Raw genomic sequence first — 17,591 nt, forward strand, 5'->3', positions numbered from 1 at the left:
CCACGCCGGGTGTCGCGAGCAGGTCCGTATCTGTCACGGAAATCCTTTCCTTCCCTCGATCGCCGTGTGCTGTTTCGAGGGTTCGTCCCGCAGCCCGGGCATTCTGCCGGACTGGGATGCGTCCGTCCGGGCGCTGTGTGCCGTATCACCTGCCCCGCCGGACCGGCGGCTTCTCCACCAATGGTGAAAGGTGGGGAGAGATCATTCCAGTTGCGCAGCTACGCAGCACCCCCATGGCCTGGAGGCTCGAGCCTGGAGCCTGCTGGAGCGATTGCCCTGATGAAGCACCGGCGTCTGATGCGCACGATGTACGGACTTGCCCAGAATAGCTGTCCATTGCGAATCTCGGCAAGACAGACTCGCCGTCAGTCGACCAGGACGCCCTCCGCGATTCCCGGCTCCACCACCCGCAGGCCGTCGGCCGCCGCCAGTTCACGGAGTTCTGCCGGGAATTCGCTGGTACCGAGGGCCAGGATGGTCGGTCCCGCCCCGGAGACGGTGGCCGCGATGCCCGCCGTGCGCAGGCGGGTGATCCACGCGGTGGTCAACGGTAGCGCGGGGGCACGCTGGCCCTGATGCAAGCGGTCCGCGGTGGCGGGCAGCAGCAGGTCGGGGCGCTGGGTGAGCGCCACCACGGCCAGCGCGGCGCGGCTGACGTTGAACGCGGCGTCGCCGTGCGGCACGACGTCGGGCAGCAGGCCGCGGGTGTGCGCGGTGGAGGAGCGCACCTCGGGGATCAGCACCACCGGGCGCAGCGTGGGATGCGCGTCGAGCCGCACCGCGCGGTAGACGCGGCCGTGATACTCCGTGGCCGGAGCCTCGTCGGCGGGGCGATCGCTCTCGGTCCACGACACCACGATCCCGCCGAGGACACTGGCGGCCGCGTTGTCCGGATGACCTTCGAATTCGGCCGCCAGCTGGACCATTCGGTCGGCCGAGGTGGCCAGCGCCGGGTCCAGCTTCGCGGCGAGGGCACACCCCGCGGCCAGTCCGCCGACCGCCGCGGAGGCCGAGGAGCCGAGCCCACGAGAATGCGGAATCACGTTGCGGCACACCACATCCAGGCCGTCGGCCCACACCCCGGCCGACTCCAGGCCGCGCTCGATCGCGCGGACCACGAGATGCGAAGGGCCCCAAGGGACATCGTCGGCGCCCTCACCCTCGACCCGGATGGTGAGCCCGGAATCGGTGGTGCGCACCTCGATCTCGTCGTAGATCCCCAATGCCATGCCGAGCGAATCGAACCCGGGACCGAGGTTCGCGGTGGACGCGGGTACCCGCACGGTCACGGTCAGACCGGCGGGCAGCGTCGCGCTCATGAGCTGGCCGTCGCGCGAGCTCAACTCAGGCCAGTTCGAGTTCGGCGGCGACCGCGACCGGGTCGACGGAGATCGGCTGCACCTGCGGCATGCCCGACAGCGCGGTGTCGGGATCCTTGAGACCGTTGCCGGTCACCGTGCACACCACGGTGAGCCCGGCATCCAGCCAGCCCTCCTTACGGGCGGCGAGCACGCCGGCCACGCTGGCCGCCGACGCGGGCTCCACGAATACGCCCTCGGTCGCGGCGACCAGGCGATACGCGTCCAGGATCTCCTCGTCGGTGGCGGCGCGGAACGCGCCACCGGACTGTTCCTTGGCCTCGACGGCCCCGTTCCAGGAGGCAGGCGCGCCGATCCGGATCGCGGTGGCGATGGTCTCGGGATCCTTCACCGGGGCGCCGTTGACCAGCGGGGCGGCGCCCGCGGCCTGCACGCCGAGCATGCGCGGCAGCGCGCCGGTGACGCCGTCGGCGTAGTACTCGCGGTAGCCACGCCAGTACGCGGTGATGTTGCCCGCGTTGCCGACGGGAAGGGCGTGCACGTCAGGCGCCTTGCCGAGCACGTCGCAGATCTCGAAGGCGGCGGTCTTCTGACCCTCGATGCGCGCCGGGTTCACCGAGTTGACCAGGCCGATGCTGGGAAAATCGGCGGTGACCTTGCGGGCGAGCTCGAGGCAGTCGTCGAAGTTGCCCTGCACCTGGATGATCTTCGCGCCGAGCATGACGGCCTGGGCCAGCTTGCCCATCGCGATCTTGCCCTGCGGAATCAGCACGGCGCAGCTCATGCCCGCGCGGGTGGCGTACGCCGCCGCGGAGGCCGAGGTGTTGCCGGTGGACGCGCACAGCACCGCTTGCTGGCCGCGGTACTTGGCGTCGGTCATCGCCATCGTCATACCGCGGTCCTTGAACGAGCCGGTCGGGTTCAGGCCCTCGACCTTCAAGTACACCTCGCAACCGGTGATCTCGGACAGGTGCGCCGCGGGCACCAGCGGCGTACCGCCCTCGTACAGCGTGACCGGCTCCCAGTCGGCCGCGCCCGCGAGCCGGTCGCGGTAGGCCGCGATCAGGCCCGGCCAGCGGGAGTGCACTCCCGCCTGGGGCGCGACGCCCGCCGTATGCCCCTCCGGCTCCCGGCCGCCGCCCCTCATGGAGTCGCTGCGCGACGCTGTGGTCATTCTTCGGTGCCTTCCAATCTCAGAACGCTGGTCACAGATGTGACGGATGCCATTTCCGCCAGGGCGGCCACGGTGTCCGCGAGCGCCGACTCCACGGCGTGGTGGGTCACCACGACCAGGCGCGCACCCGAGCCGTGCCCTTCTTGACGGACGGTCGAGATGCTCACCCCATGTGCGGCGAATTCGCCCGCCACCGCGGCCAGGACTCCAGGACGGTCCTCGACCTGCAAGTTCACGTGATAGCGGGTGGGCGTATCGCCGATCGGCGCGATCGGTAGCTCAGCATAAACCGATTCGCCCGGAGCGCGACCCCCGTAGAACTTGTTCCGGGCCGCCATCACCAGATCGCCGAGGACGGCCGACGCGGTCGGCGCACCACCCGCGCCCTGCCCGTAGAACATCAGCCGCCCGGCGTTCTCCGCCTCGACGACCACCGCGTTGAACGCCCCGGTCACCGCGGCCAGCGGATGCTTGCGGGGAATGAGCGCCGGGTAGACGCGCACCGAGACGCGCTCCTTGCCGCCGTCCTCCGGGCCCGGCTCGCCGGGACCCGCGTCCACGCGCTCACAGATGGCCAGCAGCTTGACCGTGCAGTCGAGCGCCGAGGCGGTCTCCAGATCCTCGGCGGAAATGCGCGAGATGCCCTCGCGGTACACGTCGGCGGCGGTGACCCGGGTGTGGAACGCCAGCGAGGCCAGGATCGCGGCCTTGGCCGCGGCGTCGTAACCCTCCACGTCGGCGGTGGGATCGGCTTCGGCGTAGCCCAGCCGGGTGGCCTCGGCCAGCGTCTGCGAGTAATCGGCGCCGGTCTCGTCCATCGCGGAGAGGATGAAGTTGGTGGTGCCGTTGACGATGCCGACGACCCGGTTCACCCGGTCGCCCGCCAGCGACTGGATCAGCGGGCGCACCACGGGGATCGCGCCCGCGACGGCGGCCTCGAAGTACAGATCGGCGCGGCTGCGTTCGGCGGCGGCGGCGAGTTCACCGGTGTAGTCGGCCAGCAGCGCCTTGTTCGCGGTCACCACGGATTTGCCCGCGTTCAGCGCGGCCAGGATCAAGCGGCGCGGCGGATCGATGCCGCCGATCACCTCGACCACCAGGTCCACGTCGTCGCGGGCGACCAGGGCGTCGGCGTCGGTGGTCAGCAGATCCGCGGGGATGCCGCGGTCGGTGTCGAGGCTGCGCACGGCCACCCCGCGTAGCACCACCGGTGCGCCGACGCGGGAACGCAGGTCCTCGGCGTGCTCGCGCAGGATGCGCACCACCTCGGTGCCGACATTGCCCATGCCGAGGACCGCGACCCCGATCGGGCGATCGGTCCCCCACACGCCGTTCTTCGCGTTGGCCGTCACGCTTCCACCTCCAAGCTGAGCAGGTCCGCCACCGTTTCCCGGCGCAGGATCAGGCGCGGCTGTCCGTCCCGCACCGCGACGACCGCGGGGCGGGTCAACTGGTTGTACCGGCTGGACATCGAGTAGCAGTACGCGCCGGTGGCGGCGACGGCGACCAGGTCACCGGGGCCGACGTCGGCGGGCATCCAGGTGTCCCGGATGACGATGTCGCCGCTCTCACAATGCTTTCCGACGACGCGCGCGACCACCGGCCCGGCCTGCGACGACCGCGAGACCAGGCGGCAGTCGTAGTCGGCCTGGTACAGCGCGGGCCGGATGTTGTCGCTCATGCCGCCGTCGACGCTCACGTAGCGGCGGCGCAGACCGCCGTCGAGCGAGACGTCCTTGATGGTGCCCACCTCGTAGAGCGTCACCGTGCCCGGACCGGCGATGGCGCGGCCGGGCTCCACCGCGATCGTGGGCGTGGGCAGGCCCGCGCGTTCGGCTTCGGCCGCCACCAGTTCGCGCAGGTTCGCCGCGAACTGGTCCAGCGGCGGCGGGTCGTCCGACGGCAGATACGAAATGCCGAGTCCGCCACCGAGATCCAGCGTCGCGATCTGGGCGGTGCGCTCGATGCCGAACTTGTCGATGGCCTCGCGGAGCAGGCCGAGCATGCGCCGCGCGGCGATCTCGAAGCCGTCGATCTCGAAGATCTGCGAGCCGATGTGGCTGTGCAGGCCGACCAGGCGCAGATTGTCCGCGTCGAAGACGCGCGCGAGCGCCTCCATCGCGTCGCCGCCCGCGATCGAGAAGCCGAACTTCTGGTCCTCGTGCGCGGTCGAAATGTATTCGTGGGTGTGGGCTTCGACGCCGACGGTGACCCGGACCAGGACGTCCTGCACCACGCCGGCACGGCTCGCGACAGCCTCCAGGCGCTCGATCTCGATGAGCGAGTCGACCACGACGTGACCGACGCCCGCGGACACCGCGGCTTCCAGCTCCGCGACCGATTTGTTGTTGCCGTGCAATGCGATTCGCTCGGCCGGGAAGCCCGCGTGCAACGCGATGGCGAGTTCGCCGCCCGAGCACACGTCCAGCGAGAGGCCCTCGTCCCGGATCCAGCGGGCGACCTCGCCGCACAGGAACGCCTTCGACGCGTAGTGCACGCGCGCGTTCGCGCCGAAAGCACGAACCATGTCGCGGCAGCGGGAGCGGAAATCGTCCTCGTCGACCACGAACAGCGGGGTGCCGAACCGCTCGGCCAGCTCGTACACCGGCACGCCCGCGAAGTGGACCACGCCCGCGTCGTCGCGCGTGGCATTGCGCGGCCACACGTTCGCGGGCAAATCGATCATCTGCTGCGGGTCGCTCGGACGCTCCGGCAGATTCGGCGCGTGCGGGATCTCGGCGTGCCGGGGACCGGCGGGATGCGCGCTCATTTTTGCCTCTCGCTGCGCTCGCTCACTGTCGTTTCCTTCCCTCCGGTCGACCGGCCGGTCACATGCGCTCCGGGGCGCTGACACCGAGCAGGCCCAAGCCGTTGGCCAACACCTGGCGCGTGGCGTTGACCAGAGCGAGCCGGGCGGCGTTCGTCGGGGAGACCGGGTCGTCACCCAGCGGCAGGACGCGCAGGTTCTTGTTGGTCTGGAAACGGTGGTACGCGCCTGCCAGCTCCTCCAGGTAGCGGGCCACCCGGTGCGGTTCGCGCAGGCTCGCCGCGCTCGCCACCACGCGCGGGTATTCGCCGAGGGTGCGAATCAGCTCGCCTTCCTCCTCGGCCGACAGCAACGCGAGATCGGCTGCGACGGAACCGTATTCGAACTCGGCGGCATTGCGCGCGATGGACGCGGTCCGCGCGTGCGCGTACTGCACGTAGTAGACCGGGTTCTCGTTGCTCTGGCTGGCCCACAGGTTCAGATCGATGTCGATGCTCGAGTTCACCGACGAACGCACCAGCGAGTACCGCGCCGCGTCCACGCCGATCGCCTCGACCAGGTCGTCGAGCGTCACCACGGTGCCCGCGCGCTTGCTCATCTTCACCGCCACGCCGTCGCGCAGCAGGTTCACCATCTGCCCGATCAGCACTTCGACGGTCGCCGGGTCGTCGCCGAAGGCGGCCGCGGCGGCCTTCAGCCTGCCGATGTAACCGTGGTGGTCGGCGCCGAGCATGTAGATGCACAGATCGAAGCCGCGGGCCCGCTTGTCCTGGAAATAGGCGATGTCGCCCGCGATGTAGGCGGCTTTGCCGTCGCTCTTGATGACAACCCGGTCCTGGTCGTCACCGTATTCCGAGCTCGCGATCCACCAGGCGCCGTCCTTCTCGTACAGGTCGCCGGAGTTCTTCAGCCGCTCCACGGCTTGCTCCACCGCGCCGGAAGCGAACAGCGAGCTCTCGTTGAAGTAGACGTCGAAATCGGTGCCGAACTCGTGCAGCGACTCCTTGATGTGCGCGAACATCAGCTCGACGCCTTCGGCCCGGAACAGCTCGAGGCGCTCGGCCTCCGGCTTGCTCAGCACATCCGGGTGCGCGGCCACGATCTTGTCGGCGATCTCGCCGATGTAGGCGCCCGCGTAGCCGTTCTCCGGGGTCGGCGCGCCGGTGGCGGCCGCGGCCAGCGAGGCGGCGAACCGATCGATCTGCGCGCCGTGGTCGTTGAAGTAGTACTCGCGCACCACGTCGGCGCCCTGCGCGGCCAGGATGCGGCCCAGCGCGTCGCCGACCGAAGCCCACCGGGTACCGCCCAGGTGCACCGGACCGGTCGGGTTGGCCGAGACGAACTCCAGGTTGATCCGGGTGCCCCGCAGCGTCTCGGCGGTGCCGTACGCGGCGCCGGCGGCGAGCACCCGCTCGATGATCGCGCCCTGCGCGGAAGCCGCGAGGCGGATGTTCAGGAATCCGGGCCCGGCGACCTCCGCGGCGGCGATGCCGTCGGCGGCGGCGAGCGCGTCGGCCAGCCAGGTGGCCAGGTCACGCGGCTTGGTCCCGGCGCGCTTGGCCACCTGCATCGCGACGTTCGTGGCATAGTCGCCGTGTTCGGGGTTCCTGGGACGCTCCACGGTGACCTCGTCGGGCAGGACCGCGGGGTCCAGTCCACGTTCGACAAGCACCTTCGCCGCGGTCGAGCGAAGGAGATCTGCAAGGTCAGCTGGAGTCACGAGTCTCTATCCTATGGTCTTGGCGGGTGTACACCTCGGGGTGGGCACTGCGCAGCCAGCGGATCCATCAACGTCGAAAGAGCACACTGAGCGATGCCTAGCAGTCCCAGCGCCAAATCGGCCAAGGCCGCCAAGGCCGCGGCGAAGTTGTCCGCTCCCCGCAAGCGGGGCAGACAAGGACAGCTTCCGAAGAAGAACCGGCAGATCCCCTGGCTGGCCATCGGCGCGGCCGTAGTAATCATCGCATTGATCGGCGCCCTGGCTTACAACCTGGTCCCCAAGTACCGGGAAAAGGCCGACCTGGACAAGTACACCCCGAGCGCGCAGAAGAAGGACCCGTCCGACGGGATCCCGGGCGTGGTGAAGAAGGAATACCCCGCTGGGCTGCACATCGGCTCGAACCAGCGGGTGGCCTACGACCAGGCGCCGCCGTTCGGCGGCCCGCACGACCAGTCCTGGGCGACCTGCACCGGCGTGGTCTACAACAAGCCGATCCGGGTGGAGAACGCGGTGCACTCCCTCGAGCACGGCGCGGTGTGGATCGCCTACAACCCGGACAAGGTGAACGCCGACGGCATCGCGACGCTGAAGGCGAAGGTCGAGGGCAAGCCGTACACGATGATGTCGCCCTACCCGGGCCTCGACTCCCCGGTGTCGCTGCAGTCCTGGGGTCATCAGTTGAAGCTGGACAGCGCGGACGACAAGCGCGTCGGCCAGTTCATCACCGCGCTGCGGCTGAACAACTACACCTACCCCGAGGTCGGCGCGGACTGCTCGACCATCGTCTTCGACACCGACAACCCGCCGCCGTTCGACCCCACGCCGCCCGGACCCGACGCGGTGCCGATGGACGGCAGGGGCCTGCAGCCGGACCAGTCCGAACTCGGTGGCGCGCCCGGCGGGCTGCCCGGTGTGCCGGGCGTTCCCGGTCTTCCGGGGCTCCCCGGTATGCCCGGCGCTCCGGTGCCCGCGCAGCCCGCGCCTGCCCAGCCCGCACCCGGCGCGGGGCAGTAGTGGCCGGCGAGCGGGGCGGCGCGGAATCCGCCGGACGCGAAGCATCGGCTGGTTCCAGCGATCGCGAAGTCACTGATTCCGACGATCGAGCGGAGTCCGACGAGTCCCGCACTCGGACCGCAGGCGGCGGTCACCCAGCCGGCGGGTCCGGCGATGGCGCAACCCCGGCCGGTTCCGGCGCGCCTGGAGTCATCGGGTCGGCCGGTCATGGCCCCACCGGGGCGGGTGACAGCGCAACTTCGGCGGGAGCAGGCACTTCTGCGGCCACCAACTCCGTTGGTCGCAGCGCCACCGGGGCCGACGCTTCCGAAGCGACCGGCCCTGCTGGTCGCGGCACCCTCGGGATCGACGAGCGCGCAGCCACCGCCCCGTCCAGCACTGACGTCACCGGGTCCGGCAGTCGGGAAGCCTTCGGATCCAGCGAGCACCGAGCCGCCGGATTCGATCGAGAACCAGGCACCGGAACCGACAGCCACGAAAAATCCGCGGGGTCCACGCGCGCAGTGGCTGCCGGATCCAGCGATTCCGGAGCCACCGGAGCCGAGGGCGAAGCGTCAGGCGATTCCGGCATCGGTGGGCAGTTGCGCCGCCAGCGCACGGCGCTGCTGGCCCTCGGCATCATCGGCGCCATGCTCATCGGCTTCGCGATCGGCGTGCTCGCCCGGATTCCGCTGGACGGCGCGAAGGAGCCGGAGCCGGGCCCGGTCGACACAGGGTTCAGCCAGGACATGTCGGCCCATCATGCGCAAGCCGTCGAGATGGCGGGCGTGGTGCTGGTTCGTTCCACCGACACCGAGGTACGGCGGCTGGCCTACGATATCCTCACCACCCAGCAGAGCCAGATCGGGCGCATGCAGGGCTGGTTGCAGTTGTGGGGCGAGCCCGCGCAGGGCGTGGACGGGTTCATGGGCTGGATGAGCGAGCCGATGGGCGGCCACGACCATTCCGGAGCCGACGTGCCGCACCACTCCGGGCCGGTGTCCACCATGCCCGGCATGGCCACGCCCGCCGAACTGGCCGCGCTGCGCCAAGCCACCAGCCCCAAGCTGGACACGATGTTCCTGCAGCTCATGCTGCGCCACCACCGAGGCGGCCTGCCGATGATCGACTACGCCGCCCAGCACGCCGACACCACAGCGGTGCGCACCCTCGCCGAAACCATGGCCACGACCCAGCGCGGCGAGTCCGACCTGATGACCACCATGCTCACCGCCCGCGGGGCCGCCCCCCTCCCCTGACCCGAAACCCCGCCGCCGTCCGCCCTTTTTGGCGGACGGCCGCCGATACGATAGGCTGACCCAGCCCGATCGGACCGCCTCCCAGGCCCCGACCGAGCCCTATCCCGCCCTCGTAGCTCAGGGGATAGAGCGTCTGCCTCCGGAGCAGAAGGCCGCAGGTTCGAATCCTGCCGAGGGCACGCGACACGATGGCTCCCGACCAGATTCTTCTGGTCGGGAGCCATTGTCCTTCCTGCCTTCGGCCGCGCTCAGCTGCTGCCGAACACGCCATTCGGCAGGACGCCGTGGAGCAGACGCCAGAGCGGATCATTGCCGCGACCGTTGTCGTGATCCCCCGGCCAATCTTTGCCCCGGAAGTCGGGGCGGTCGTCCCAGCCGTCGTGCCCGATTTCCGTGCCGACCGCAACGGACGTCGCCGGAGCGGCCGAGGCCGGAATCGTCGATATCGTCAGGGGAACAGCGACGATTGCTCCAGCGATGATTGCGCGTGCCGAAATCCGACGCGCAGCGGTGGATGTGGTTGCCGAGAACACCGGCAGATCCTTTCTAGCGACAGCAAAGCGTGCACCCATCCGCCTCGATCGAGGCGGATGGAGCAGGCCGGAGATCGACAGCGCCAGGTACGGGTGTCGAGTCACCGGCCCGGATCGACCGTACCCCGATGTTGTTACGGAGGAACCGTACGGACGAAACACCCACTCCCCGGCCATGCCCTCGATGCCGCGTCAGTCCAGTAGGCGGTGACAGACGCTCGCGTCCGCGCCGCGACCGTATGCCCGTTCGAAGTCCGCGTAGTCCGGATCTATTTTGTCGTCCAGGTAGTACGGGACGAGAGCCGCCTCGACGCTGTTGCACACCCATGTCTCACCCGATCCACTGTTTCGCATCTGGAAGGTGATCCAGTGGTGGCCGGTCAGGGGAGCGCCCGCCGAGGCCGTGCATTCGCGGCCTTTGACGGAGCCGAAGTGCGGTAGGTCGATCGTGTAGCCGCAGGTGTAGGTCGGCAGAGTTTGAGCCTCCGCGGCGGGGGCGGCCACCAGGCCGGCGGTAGCGGCCAGCAGGAGTATCGGCAGCCCGAGTCGGACTGTACGGGTTGTGTTCATCGCGGTTCCTGTTCGAAATAGAAATCAATACTTCTCGGCAGTCGAAAGCCGTTGTCGCGCGCAGCACGGGTCAGATCGGGCGACAATTGCTCGCGTCCACACCGGCGTTGAGCACCGCCTCGGCCTCGTAAGATCCCATTTCCGGATGGATGGGCTTGCCGAGGTACGGGAACGCGCCACCGCATTCCCATTTCTCACCGGTGACGCTGTTCTCCATCCGGACCGGATAGAAGTAATTGCCATCCAGCGGAGCGCCCGGTGACGCGGCGCATTTGCGCGCTCGCATCGAGCTGAACACCACGAGGTAGTCGGTGATGGGCGTGTACTTGCAGGTGTAGGTCGGCAGCGGGGGCTGCGCCACGGCAGTGGGAGCCGTGGCCAGACCGGCGGTCGCGGCCAGCACGAGCACGGGAAGTCCCAGGAGGGTCAGACGGGTTGCGATCATCAAGGCTCCTGCGCAAAAAGGAAACACTGTCGCGCGACCCTCACCGATCGGTCTAAAGGAATCCTTAACGACTGGTAGGCACGGGCGACCGGGCGGGCTTCCACACCTGGCCTGTCCTGCCGGAATGTCCAGACCGGCCGCACCTACATCAACCGAACGGAGAAAGCCGGCGCACCGATCGCTGACGTCGCCGCGCTGCGGTATCCGCCGCAGGTCGAGGTGCCCGTTGGCGAAGTTGCCGTAGTCCCATGCCCGCTCGAACCCGCCACGCACCGCGCCGGTGGTGAAGGTGTCCCATTCGCCCTAGCCCCACATCGATACGCGAGTGGCACACCACGGAGAGGTTCACTCGACGTTCGCCGCAGCCATGTGCCGCTCAACGACACGTCTGCTGGGGGCGGTGGTGAATACGATGGCTCGGCACTGTGTGAGATGGCGGGGCGTCTGATACGCGGAGGAGCGTGAACAGGATTGGCTGACGCTGGGAACCGGCGCGGGTGGGTGCGCTGGGGCGTGACAGGGGTTTTGGTGGCGGTCGCGGTGGTCGGGATCGTCGTGGTGACCGGGAGTAGGCCGCCGTTCGATCCGGACGCGGTGCCGGGCACGCAAGTCGTCTGGGTGACCGCCCCCGCGGGAGCCGATCGGGGGACGTTGGAATTGTGGCAGCGGAACCGGATGCGGCGGTGGGAGCGGACGTTGGCGGTGCCCGCCTGGGTGGGCAAGGCGGGGATTTCCCGGGAGGCGAGGGAGGGGGCGGCGTATACGCCGGAGGGCACGTTCGCGTTGACCGAGGGCTTCGGCCGGTTACCGCACGCGGGCGCGAAGCTTCCCTACCTGTCGGTGGACCCGTCGAATACCTGGTGGTGGGTGTCGGACACGGAGAGCCCGCTGTACAACCAGAAATTTCGATGCGCCGAGGGCGAGTGCCCGTTCGACACCACCGTCAGTGAGAATCTCGGCCGGACCGACCCGCAATACAACTACGCGCTGGTCATCGACTACAACCGGTTTCCGGTCGTGCCGAAGCGGGGCTCGGCCTTCTTCGTCCACGTCGAGGCAGGCAGGCCGACCGCAGGGTGCGTCGCGGTGGGCGATGACGTGATGCGCACGCTGCTGGCCACGCTCGAGCCGTCGAGGAAGCCGGTGATCGGCATGTACGCGATCTGAATCCGCTGTTCTCCGGTCGGCTTCGCGGCGAAGCGCAGTGACTCGGCCGAACGGAGCGATGTCCGGTCGCGCTGCACGGCCACCGACCGCATCGAAGTCGGCCGACCGTCGAATCCGGCGATCGACGAGCCGATGGCGCTGGGACGTGGACAAGGGATTTCTCGAATGCCGCCGTCATATGAGCGAAGGGCTCCGGAAGCCGGAGCCCTTCTCGAATGGGTTGGGTGTCGCGTGCGATCAGAGGGTCACGGCAGGGGTTCGGTGGGCTTGTCGGTCGAGCTGAGCACGCCCGCCTTGGTGAGGTAGGTGAAGGCGGGGGCCGTGAAGCCGGGCTGGAGGAAGTAGAAGTGGGCCTTGGTGACGGAGCCGTTCTCGGTGGCATCGCACAGGGCGTGCAGGGCGGTGGGGTCGACGGTGAGCGCGGTGAGCTTGCCCGCCTCGTAGTCCATCTCCACCCACTTCGCGTGGATGGCGGCGCTCATGACGCTGCCGGTGAAGTCCTCCCGGCTGGAGGCGGCGCTGAGGCCGAGCTCCAGGCCGTCGTCCAGGTCGGTCGGCGTGTGCTGCCAGCGGCCGAACTCCCACCAGCGCACGAAGCTCACCGGGCCTTCGACGCCGGCGGGCAGCTTCGTCGTCGGTTCCACCGAGCGCACCCAGGCAGGCGCGGCGGACAGCGGATCGTAGGAGGTCCCGGCGACCTCGTTGTCCTCGTCCCTGCCGAATAGCAGCGCACGGTCGCCGGGATATCTGACCAGCGAGTACCAATTGCCCTCGCCGTCGTCGTTGATCAGCCGGCCGCCTTCCACTCCGGCCGTCTGCCCGATCTCCTGTCCGCTCGCGGCCCGATCGGTGTGGGTAGCGGCGGTGATCACGTCCAAGACGGTCACGCGCGCCCACAGCACCTCGGGATGCGGCAACTGAAATCCCATGCCGGGCAACGTATCACCGGCCCCCCACCGCGACAACCGATCGGCAACCGGCCGGACAACCCGCCGCGCCACGCCTGCCCGCCATGGCAAACCAGGGTAGAAGGGCTCCTCACAGGGGTCTCGCAGATGCATGCACAAACGGCAAATGCGCAGCAATGAGACTCGGCCCGGCGCAGTGTTCCACCTGCCGGATTTTGCGCAACAGACCCGGTCGAGAGTCCGGGAGTCAGCGCGACAACGACTCCGGCCGCATACGGCACGCCTGAGCGGTGGACTGCCGACCAGATCGGTCCGGTCCGAAGCGCTCGCACGCCGGGCCGCCACGCGGGAACACCGAGCCTGGGCGGCGAACCACCGACCAGGCCGCCACGCGAAGAACACCCAGCCAGGGCGGCGGACCGCCGAGAGGGTCGGATCGCTCGACGCGACGCGAACGCAGCCAGAAGGCCCGAGCCCGGTAGGCGCGGGCGGATCGCCCATCAGGTCGACTCCGGTTCGGTTTGCTCGGTGCGACGCGGGCGCAGGGCGTAGGCCGGGACGAGCTGGTCGCGCACGTGCAGGTCGGGGCGCCCGTCGGCGAACTGGATGCTGTAGGTCACCCGTCCCATCCAGTCCCCGTCGACCGTGGGCAACCAATGCGTCAAGGTTCCGGGGCGCTCGCCGCGCATGATGACTCCCGCGCCGTTCACATGGCGTGGCGTCCCCGGGTCGCGGACCAGGATCGCGTCCAGGCGCACCCAGACGGGCCGCGGCGGGTAGGTCAGGGTGCGGTAGTAGTGGCCGGTCCGGTTCGGGTAGACCAGCTCGGGTTCCGTTCCTTCGGTTCGCGGCGTTTCATCGCTGATCGAACCCATGTTCGAATGTTAGCCGGACATATGCGGCAAGCACCAGGCAACCCGGCCGCGAATCGGACGGCATGACGACGGCCACACTGCCCGAGCGTGCCTAGATCTAGTATGTTCGTTCTAGAACGTTCGTATTAGAAGGAGTGGACATGTCCGCGAAGTTCGAGGTTGTCAAGGGTTTCTATGCCGCGACACAGGCCGGTGACGGGCCCGGGATCCTGGCCCTGCTGCATCCGGAGTTCGAAGCGCGCACCGCGCCGGGCTTGCCGTGCGGCGCGGGAGGCGTCTTCCACGGCCCGCTCACGGTGATGGCGCGCGTCTGGGGCGCGGTCGCCCGCGAGTTCGACACCGCGCCGTACGACGAGACCTGGCAGGAGACCACCGACGGCACCATCGTGGTGACCGGTCACTATCGCGGCGCGGCCCGCGCCACCGGCCGCGAGTACGACGCCGAATTCGTGCACTTGTGGCAGGTCGACGACGACGGCCGCATCACGCGGCTACACCAGTTCACCGACACCGCACGCTGGCACGCCGCATTGGCGGCCTGAAGACCGTCCGCCACGGCTGGAGGGCACGCGCTCCCTCGGCGGCATCACCCGGCGCGACCATCCGGCCTGGTTTGGTTTCCGGTCACCCGGGCACGCCTTTGCCGTAAACGATCCTGGCACCCGGGGGTAGACCGGAGGACGAGATGGCTTATCCGCCGGGCGGGCAACCGCCGGATGACCGACCGCAGTACCCGCAACAGCCGTCGCCTGGCTACCCCGGACCCGGACAGCCCGCGCCACCGCCGGGCCAGGGTTATCCGGCACCCGGCTACCCGCCCTGGGGCTATCCGCCACCGCCCAGGAAAAGCAACACCGGCTTGATCGTCGGCCTGGTGGTGATCGTGGCCCTGGTGATCGCGGGCGCGGTGATCGCCGGATTCTTCCTGACCTCGCAGGGACGGGGTCCGCTCGCCTCCGACGAGAAGCGGATCGAACTGGCGATCCGCGACTTCTACGAGACGTTGGACTCGCGCGGCTTCCGCGCGGCGGCCGAACTGGCGTGCACGCGCGAACGCGCCACCTTCGAGGCGATGACCGAGCAGGAGAAGAGCGAATTCGACAGCACCTCGGTGTCGGTCACGATCGATAGGATCGAGGGCATCGTCGTCATCGATGACACGGCGACCGCGAAGGTCACCGGCAAGCTCACCGTCGAGGTGCCCGGCCGGCAACCCGATACCGAGACCAGCACGACCGAGCATCTGAAGAAGGAAGACGGCAAGTGGAAGATCTGCTCCGCGGAGGGCACGCGCTGATCGCATGCACCCGCGCATGAGCTGCTGCGGACCGAGCCGCAGAACCGTTCTCGGGGCACTCGCCCTCGCCACCCTCCTCCCCTTCGCCGGCCGCACCGAAAAATCGTCGGCACAACCGAACACGATCGTCGCGACCGATCTGGAAGTGGTGACGATCACCGATACCTCGGTGATCCTCACGTGGACCACGCTCGCGCCCGACCCGAGCGGACGGCTGATCCCCGTCGGCGCCGACACCCAGGTGCGGATAAGTCCCGCCGATTCCGCGCGCGCACCGCTGCTGGTCTTCGCCGACGACCGTCCCACTCCGTTCCACTACGCCGAGATCGGCGGACTCGAACCGGGCCGCGCCTACCGTTTCGAAGCGTGGTCGGCGGGGCTGCGCGCCACGCCTGCGCTGTCGCTCACCACCGCCGACCCCGCCGCGCCGGAAGCGCGCGGCGAGTTCACCACCCTCGTTCCGCCGCCGGGCCGCAAGCTGCACACCTTGGCGCTGGCCAACGACGTGCACTACGGCGAGCAGGTCAGCGGGCTGATCGCAGGCGACCTGCCGCCCGGCGTCCGGCAGGGCCCCGGTCTCGCGCCCTATCCCGAGGTCATGCTGACGGCGGTGCTGGACGACCTGCGCCGCCCCGACCGCGCGGCCGAACTCCTGTTGCTCGCCGGGGACCTGACCGCCGAAGCCTCCGCCTCCGACACCCGCGCGGTGCGGGCCCGCCTCGACGCGTGGGGTGCGCTCGGCCACGACTACCTGGCCGTGCGCGGCAACCACGACCGCCCGCACCTGGGCGGCGAGTACGCCGGTTGCGCACCCGCGCCCGCCGACCATCACGACTGCTGGGCCGATGTCTTCTCCGCACGGCAGGAACTGGTCGAACACGAGATCGGCGGCCTGCGGGTGCTGGGCGTGGACACCAGCAGGCTCGACGGCGCGGGCGGGTCCATCGAACGTCCCCAGTTCGATCAGCTCGCCGAACGCCTGCGTACCGACCCGGACCGCCCGACGCTGCTGTTCGGCCATCACCCGGTCACGGCCGAGTCCGGGTTCACCAACCTCGCGGGCCCGGGATTCGTGCTCGACGGACGCGACAGCGCCGAGTTGCAAGCGCTCTACACCCGCAGCCCCGGGGTCTTTTTGCAGCACAGCGGCCACACGCACCGCAATCGCCGCACCAGGCCGGATGCGCCGTGCGCGGTGGAGTTCCTCGAGGTCGCCGCCGTCAAGGAGTATCCGGGCGGCTACAGCCTGCTGCGCGTCTACGAGGGCGGCTACATGGTCAATTTCTATAAGACTCGCACCGAGGACGCGCGGCGCTGGAGCGCGCTCACCCGCGGCGAGTACTTCGGGCTGCTCCCCGACTACACGCTCGGCACCTGCGCGGACCGCAATCACGTTGTGCTGCGCGACTTCTCGGGGCTGCGGTAGCGAACGAACGGGTTCCGCACATCCGAGAAGGTTTGCGCACGTCGGACGCGGTATCTTCCTTAGGTAAGCCTCAACATAGGCATGCGAGACGCGTCGGAAGGACGAGGATGAAGCCGGTCAGATGGAAGACGATTGCCGCTGGATTGGTCCTCGCGATGACCGCGCTCGGCAGCACGGCGTGCTCGAATTCCTCGGACGACGCGAACGAGATCACCGTCTACAACGCGCAGCACGAGTCGCTCACCAAGGAATGGGCCGACGCGTTCACCAAGGAAACCGGCATCAAGGTGACCTTGCGCCAGGGCGGTGACACGGCGCTGGGCAACCAGTTGGTCGCCGAGGGCGCGGCCTCGCCCGCCGACGTCTTCCTCACCGAGAACTCCCCCGCGATGGCGCTGGTGGAGAACGCTGGCCTGTTCGCCGACGTCGAGGCCAAGACTTTGGAGCAGGTGCCCGCGCAGTTCCGCCCGTCCACCGGCAAGTGGACCGGCGTCGCCGCGCGTTCGACCGTCTTCGTCTACGACAAGGACAAGGTCCAGCCGGGTCAGCTGCCTGCCTCACTGCTGGATCTGGCGCAGCCGCAGTGGAAAGGACGCTGGGGCGCGGGCGTTTCCGGCGCCGACTTCCAGGCCATCGTGGCGGCCCTGCTCGCGCTGAAGGGTGAGGACGTCACCCGTGCCTGGCTGAAGGGCATGAAGGACAACGCGACACCCTTCCCGAACAACGTCGCCACCATGAAGGCGGTGAACTCCGGCAGCCCGGACGGCGGCGTCATCTACCACTACTACTGGTACCGCGACCAGGCGAACACCAAGGAGAGCAGCGCCGACACCGCCCTGCACTACTTCAAGAACCAGGACCCGGGCGCGTTCGTCAGCGTCTCCGGCGGTGGCGTGCTGAAGGCGAGCAAGAAGCAGGAGGCGGCGCAGAAGTTCCTGGCGTTCATCGTCGGCAAGACCGGACAAGAGGTGCTGCGCGACGGCACGTCGCTGGAGTACCCGGTGGCCGCAGGCGTGGCCGCGAACCCGGCGCTGCCGCCGCTGGCCGACCTCCAGGCCCCTGCGGTCGACCCGTCGAAGCTGGACTCGAAGAAGGTCACGCAGCTGATGACCGAAGCGGGTCTGCTGTAGCCGTGACA

17 protein-coding genes and 1 tRNA gene are annotated in these 17,591 nt (G+C 69.1%); 8 read left to right on the top strand and 10 right to left on the bottom strand.

Annotation, left to right across the window (positions count from 1 at the left end; translation table 11 throughout):
* Positions 1 to 365: 365 nt before the first annotated feature.
* From thrB to argS, 5 genes are read right to left on the bottom strand one after another with little or no spacing between them, the layout of a single operon-like run.
* The gene (gene thrB, locus ABZ552_RS31960) at positions 366 to 1,319 is read right to left on the bottom strand and encodes a homoserine kinase (RefSeq protein ID WP_281875232.1); all 954 of its coding nucleotides are present in this window, start codon (positions 1,317 to 1,319) and stop codon (positions 366 to 368) included.
* 25 nt (positions 1,320 to 1,344) lie between these two features.
* On the bottom strand, positions 1,345 to 2,466 hold the full coding sequence (thrC, locus tag ABZ552_RS31965; protein WP_281881127.1) for a threonine synthase: 1,122 nt from the start codon (positions 2,464 to 2,466) through the stop codon (positions 1,345 to 1,347).
* Between the two features lie 23 nt (positions 2,467 to 2,489).
* A complete protein-coding gene (locus ABZ552_RS31970; protein ID WP_357441622.1) occupies positions 2,490 to 3,845 on the bottom strand; it encodes a homoserine dehydrogenase in 1,356 nt (451 codons plus the stop codon).
* Entirely contained in the window at positions 3,842 to 5,263 is a 1,422-nt protein-coding gene (gene lysA / locus ABZ552_RS31975; protein WP_281875234.1) for a diaminopimelate decarboxylase, read from the bottom strand. The genes ABZ552_RS31970 and lysA overlap by 4 nt, the downstream gene beginning before the upstream one ends.
* Before the next feature lie 58 nt (positions 5,264 to 5,321).
* Positions 5,322 to 6,980: an arginine--tRNA ligase gene (gene argS, locus ABZ552_RS31980; protein WP_281875235.1), complete on the bottom strand. Its 1,659-nt coding sequence runs from the start codon at positions 6,978 to 6,980 to the stop codon at positions 5,322 to 5,324.
* 93 nt (positions 6,981 to 7,073) lie between these two features.
* Between argS and ABZ552_RS31985 the strand changes: the two genes are divergently transcribed.
* The 3 genes from ABZ552_RS31985 (at position 7,074) to ABZ552_RS31995 (ending at position 9,411) form a co-directional block, all read left to right on the top strand.
* Positions 7,074 to 7,994: a DUF3105 domain-containing protein gene (locus ABZ552_RS31985; RefSeq protein WP_281875236.1), complete on the top strand. Its 921-nt coding sequence runs from the start codon at positions 7,074 to 7,076 to the stop codon at positions 7,992 to 7,994.
* Positions 7,995 to 8,563: 569 nt separating this feature from the next.
* A complete protein-coding gene (locus ABZ552_RS31990) occupies positions 8,564 to 9,232 on the top strand; it encodes a DUF305 domain-containing protein (RefSeq protein WP_281919465.1) in 669 nt (222 codons plus the stop codon).
* A 106-nt stretch (positions 9,233 to 9,338) separates the two neighbouring features.
* A tRNA-Arg gene (locus ABZ552_RS31995) sits at positions 9,339 to 9,411 on the top strand.
* Between the two features lie 69 nt (positions 9,412 to 9,480).
* Here the strand turns inward: ABZ552_RS31995 and ABZ552_RS32000 are convergent.
* The 3 genes from ABZ552_RS32000 to ABZ552_RS32010 all read right to left on the bottom strand — a co-directional run bounded on the left by ABZ552_RS32000 (position 9,481) and on the right by ABZ552_RS32010 (position 10,780).
* The gene (locus tag ABZ552_RS32000; protein WP_357441625.1) at positions 9,481 to 9,765 is read right to left on the bottom strand and encodes a hypothetical protein; all 285 of its coding nucleotides are present in this window, start codon (positions 9,763 to 9,765) and stop codon (positions 9,481 to 9,483) included.
* Between the two features lie 192 nt (positions 9,766 to 9,957).
* Positions 9,958 to 10,335 (bottom strand): hypothetical protein, encoded by a 378-nt coding sequence (locus tag ABZ552_RS32005; RefSeq protein WP_281916766.1) that lies wholly within the window; start codon positions 10,333 to 10,335, stop codon positions 9,958 to 9,960.
* 70 nt (positions 10,336 to 10,405) lie between these two features.
* A complete protein-coding gene (locus ABZ552_RS32010; protein WP_281875239.1) occupies positions 10,406 to 10,780 on the bottom strand; it encodes a hypothetical protein in 375 nt (124 codons plus the stop codon).
* Between the two features lie 513 nt (positions 10,781 to 11,293).
* On the opposite strand from ABZ552_RS32010, the gene ABZ552_RS32015 reads away from it, so the two are divergent.
* On the top strand, positions 11,294 to 11,947 hold the full coding sequence (locus ABZ552_RS32015) for a L,D-transpeptidase family protein (protein ID WP_281875240.1): 654 nt from the start codon (positions 11,294 to 11,296) through the stop codon (positions 11,945 to 11,947).
* A gap of 245 nt (positions 11,948 to 12,192) precedes the next feature.
* On the opposite strand, the gene ABZ552_RS32020 is transcribed toward ABZ552_RS32015, so the two are convergent.
* Positions 12,193 to 12,876 carry a hypothetical protein gene (locus ABZ552_RS32020; RefSeq protein WP_281875241.1) on the bottom strand — a complete coding sequence of 228 codons (684 nt, stop codon included), beginning with the start codon at positions 12,874 to 12,876 and terminating at the stop codon, positions 12,193 to 12,195.
* Between the two features lie 479 nt (positions 12,877 to 13,355).
* Complete coding sequence (locus ABZ552_RS32025; protein WP_281875242.1) at positions 13,356 to 13,730, bottom strand: hypothetical protein; 375 nt, start codon at positions 13,728 to 13,730, stop codon at positions 13,356 to 13,358.
* Between the two features lie 140 nt (positions 13,731 to 13,870).
* On the opposite strand from ABZ552_RS32025, the gene ABZ552_RS32030 reads away from it, so the two are divergent.
* From ABZ552_RS32030 to ABZ552_RS32045, 4 genes are all read left to right on the top strand, one after another.
* Entirely contained in the window at positions 13,871 to 14,272 is a 402-nt protein-coding gene (locus ABZ552_RS32030; RefSeq protein ID WP_281875243.1) for a nuclear transport factor 2 family protein, read from the top strand.
* A gap of 143 nt (positions 14,273 to 14,415) precedes the next feature.
* Positions 14,416 to 15,027 carry a hypothetical protein gene (locus tag ABZ552_RS32035; RefSeq protein WP_357441628.1) on the top strand — a complete coding sequence of 204 codons (612 nt, stop codon included), beginning with the start codon at positions 14,416 to 14,418 and terminating at the stop codon, positions 15,025 to 15,027.
* Positions 15,028 to 15,031: 4 nt separating this feature from the next.
* A complete protein-coding gene (locus tag ABZ552_RS32040; protein ID WP_357441630.1) occupies positions 15,032 to 16,453 on the top strand; it encodes a metallophosphoesterase in 1,422 nt (473 codons plus the stop codon).
* Positions 16,454 to 16,560: 107 nt separating this feature from the next.
* On the top strand, positions 16,561 to 17,583 hold the full coding sequence (locus ABZ552_RS32045; RefSeq protein WP_281916763.1) for an iron ABC transporter substrate-binding protein: 1,023 nt from the start codon (positions 16,561 to 16,563) through the stop codon (positions 17,581 to 17,583).
* Positions 17,584 to 17,591: the final 8 nt, after the last annotated feature.

The sequence above is a fragment of the Nocardia sp. NPDC019219 genome (genome assembly GCF_040632645.1).
Lineage (GTDB): Bacteria > Actinomycetota > Actinomycetes > Mycobacteriales > Mycobacteriaceae > Nocardia > Nocardia sputorum.

What these genes read in the sequence shown, in the direction of transcription:
- thrB (WP_281875232.1), bottom strand. Translation starts at nt 1,319, where the DNA reads ATGAGCGCGACGCTGCCCGCCGGTCTGACCGTGACCGTGCGGGTACCC.
- thrC (WP_281881127.1), bottom strand. Translation starts at nt 2,466, where the DNA reads ATGAGGGGCGGCGGCCGGGAGCCGGAGGGGCATACGGCGGGCGTCGCG.
- lysA (WP_281875234.1), bottom strand. Translation starts at nt 5,263, where the DNA reads ATGAGCGCGCATCCCGCCGGTCCCCGGCACGCCGAGATCCCGCACGCG.
- ABZ552_RS31985 (WP_281875236.1), top strand. Translation starts at nt 7,074, where the DNA reads ATGCCTAGCAGTCCCAGCGCCAAATCGGCCAAGGCCGCCAAGGCCGCG.
- ABZ552_RS32005 (WP_281916766.1), bottom strand. Translation starts at nt 10,335, where the DNA reads ATGAACACAACCCGTACAGTCCGACTCGGGCTGCCGATACTCCTGCTG.
- ABZ552_RS32010 (WP_281875239.1), bottom strand. Translation starts at nt 10,780, where the DNA reads ATGATCGCAACCCGTCTGACCCTCCTGGGACTTCCCGTGCTCGTGCTG.
- ABZ552_RS32020 (WP_281875241.1), bottom strand. Translation starts at nt 12,876, where the DNA reads ATGGGATTTCAGTTGCCGCATCCCGAGGTGCTGTGGGCGCGCGTGACC.
- ABZ552_RS32025 (WP_281875242.1), bottom strand. Translation starts at nt 13,730, where the DNA reads ATGGGTTCGATCAGCGATGAAACGCCGCGAACCGAAGGAACGGAACCC.
- ABZ552_RS32030 (WP_281875243.1), top strand. Translation starts at nt 13,871, where the DNA reads ATGTCCGCGAAGTTCGAGGTTGTCAAGGGTTTCTATGCCGCGACACAG.
- ABZ552_RS32035 (WP_357441628.1), top strand. Translation starts at nt 14,416, where the DNA reads ATGGCTTATCCGCCGGGCGGGCAACCGCCGGATGACCGACCGCAGTAC.
- ABZ552_RS32040 (WP_357441630.1), top strand. Translation starts at nt 15,032, where the DNA reads ATGCACCCGCGCATGAGCTGCTGCGGACCGAGCCGCAGAACCGTTCTC.
- ABZ552_RS32045 (WP_281916763.1), top strand. Translation starts at nt 16,561, where the DNA reads ATGAAGCCGGTCAGATGGAAGACGATTGCCGCTGGATTGGTCCTCGCG.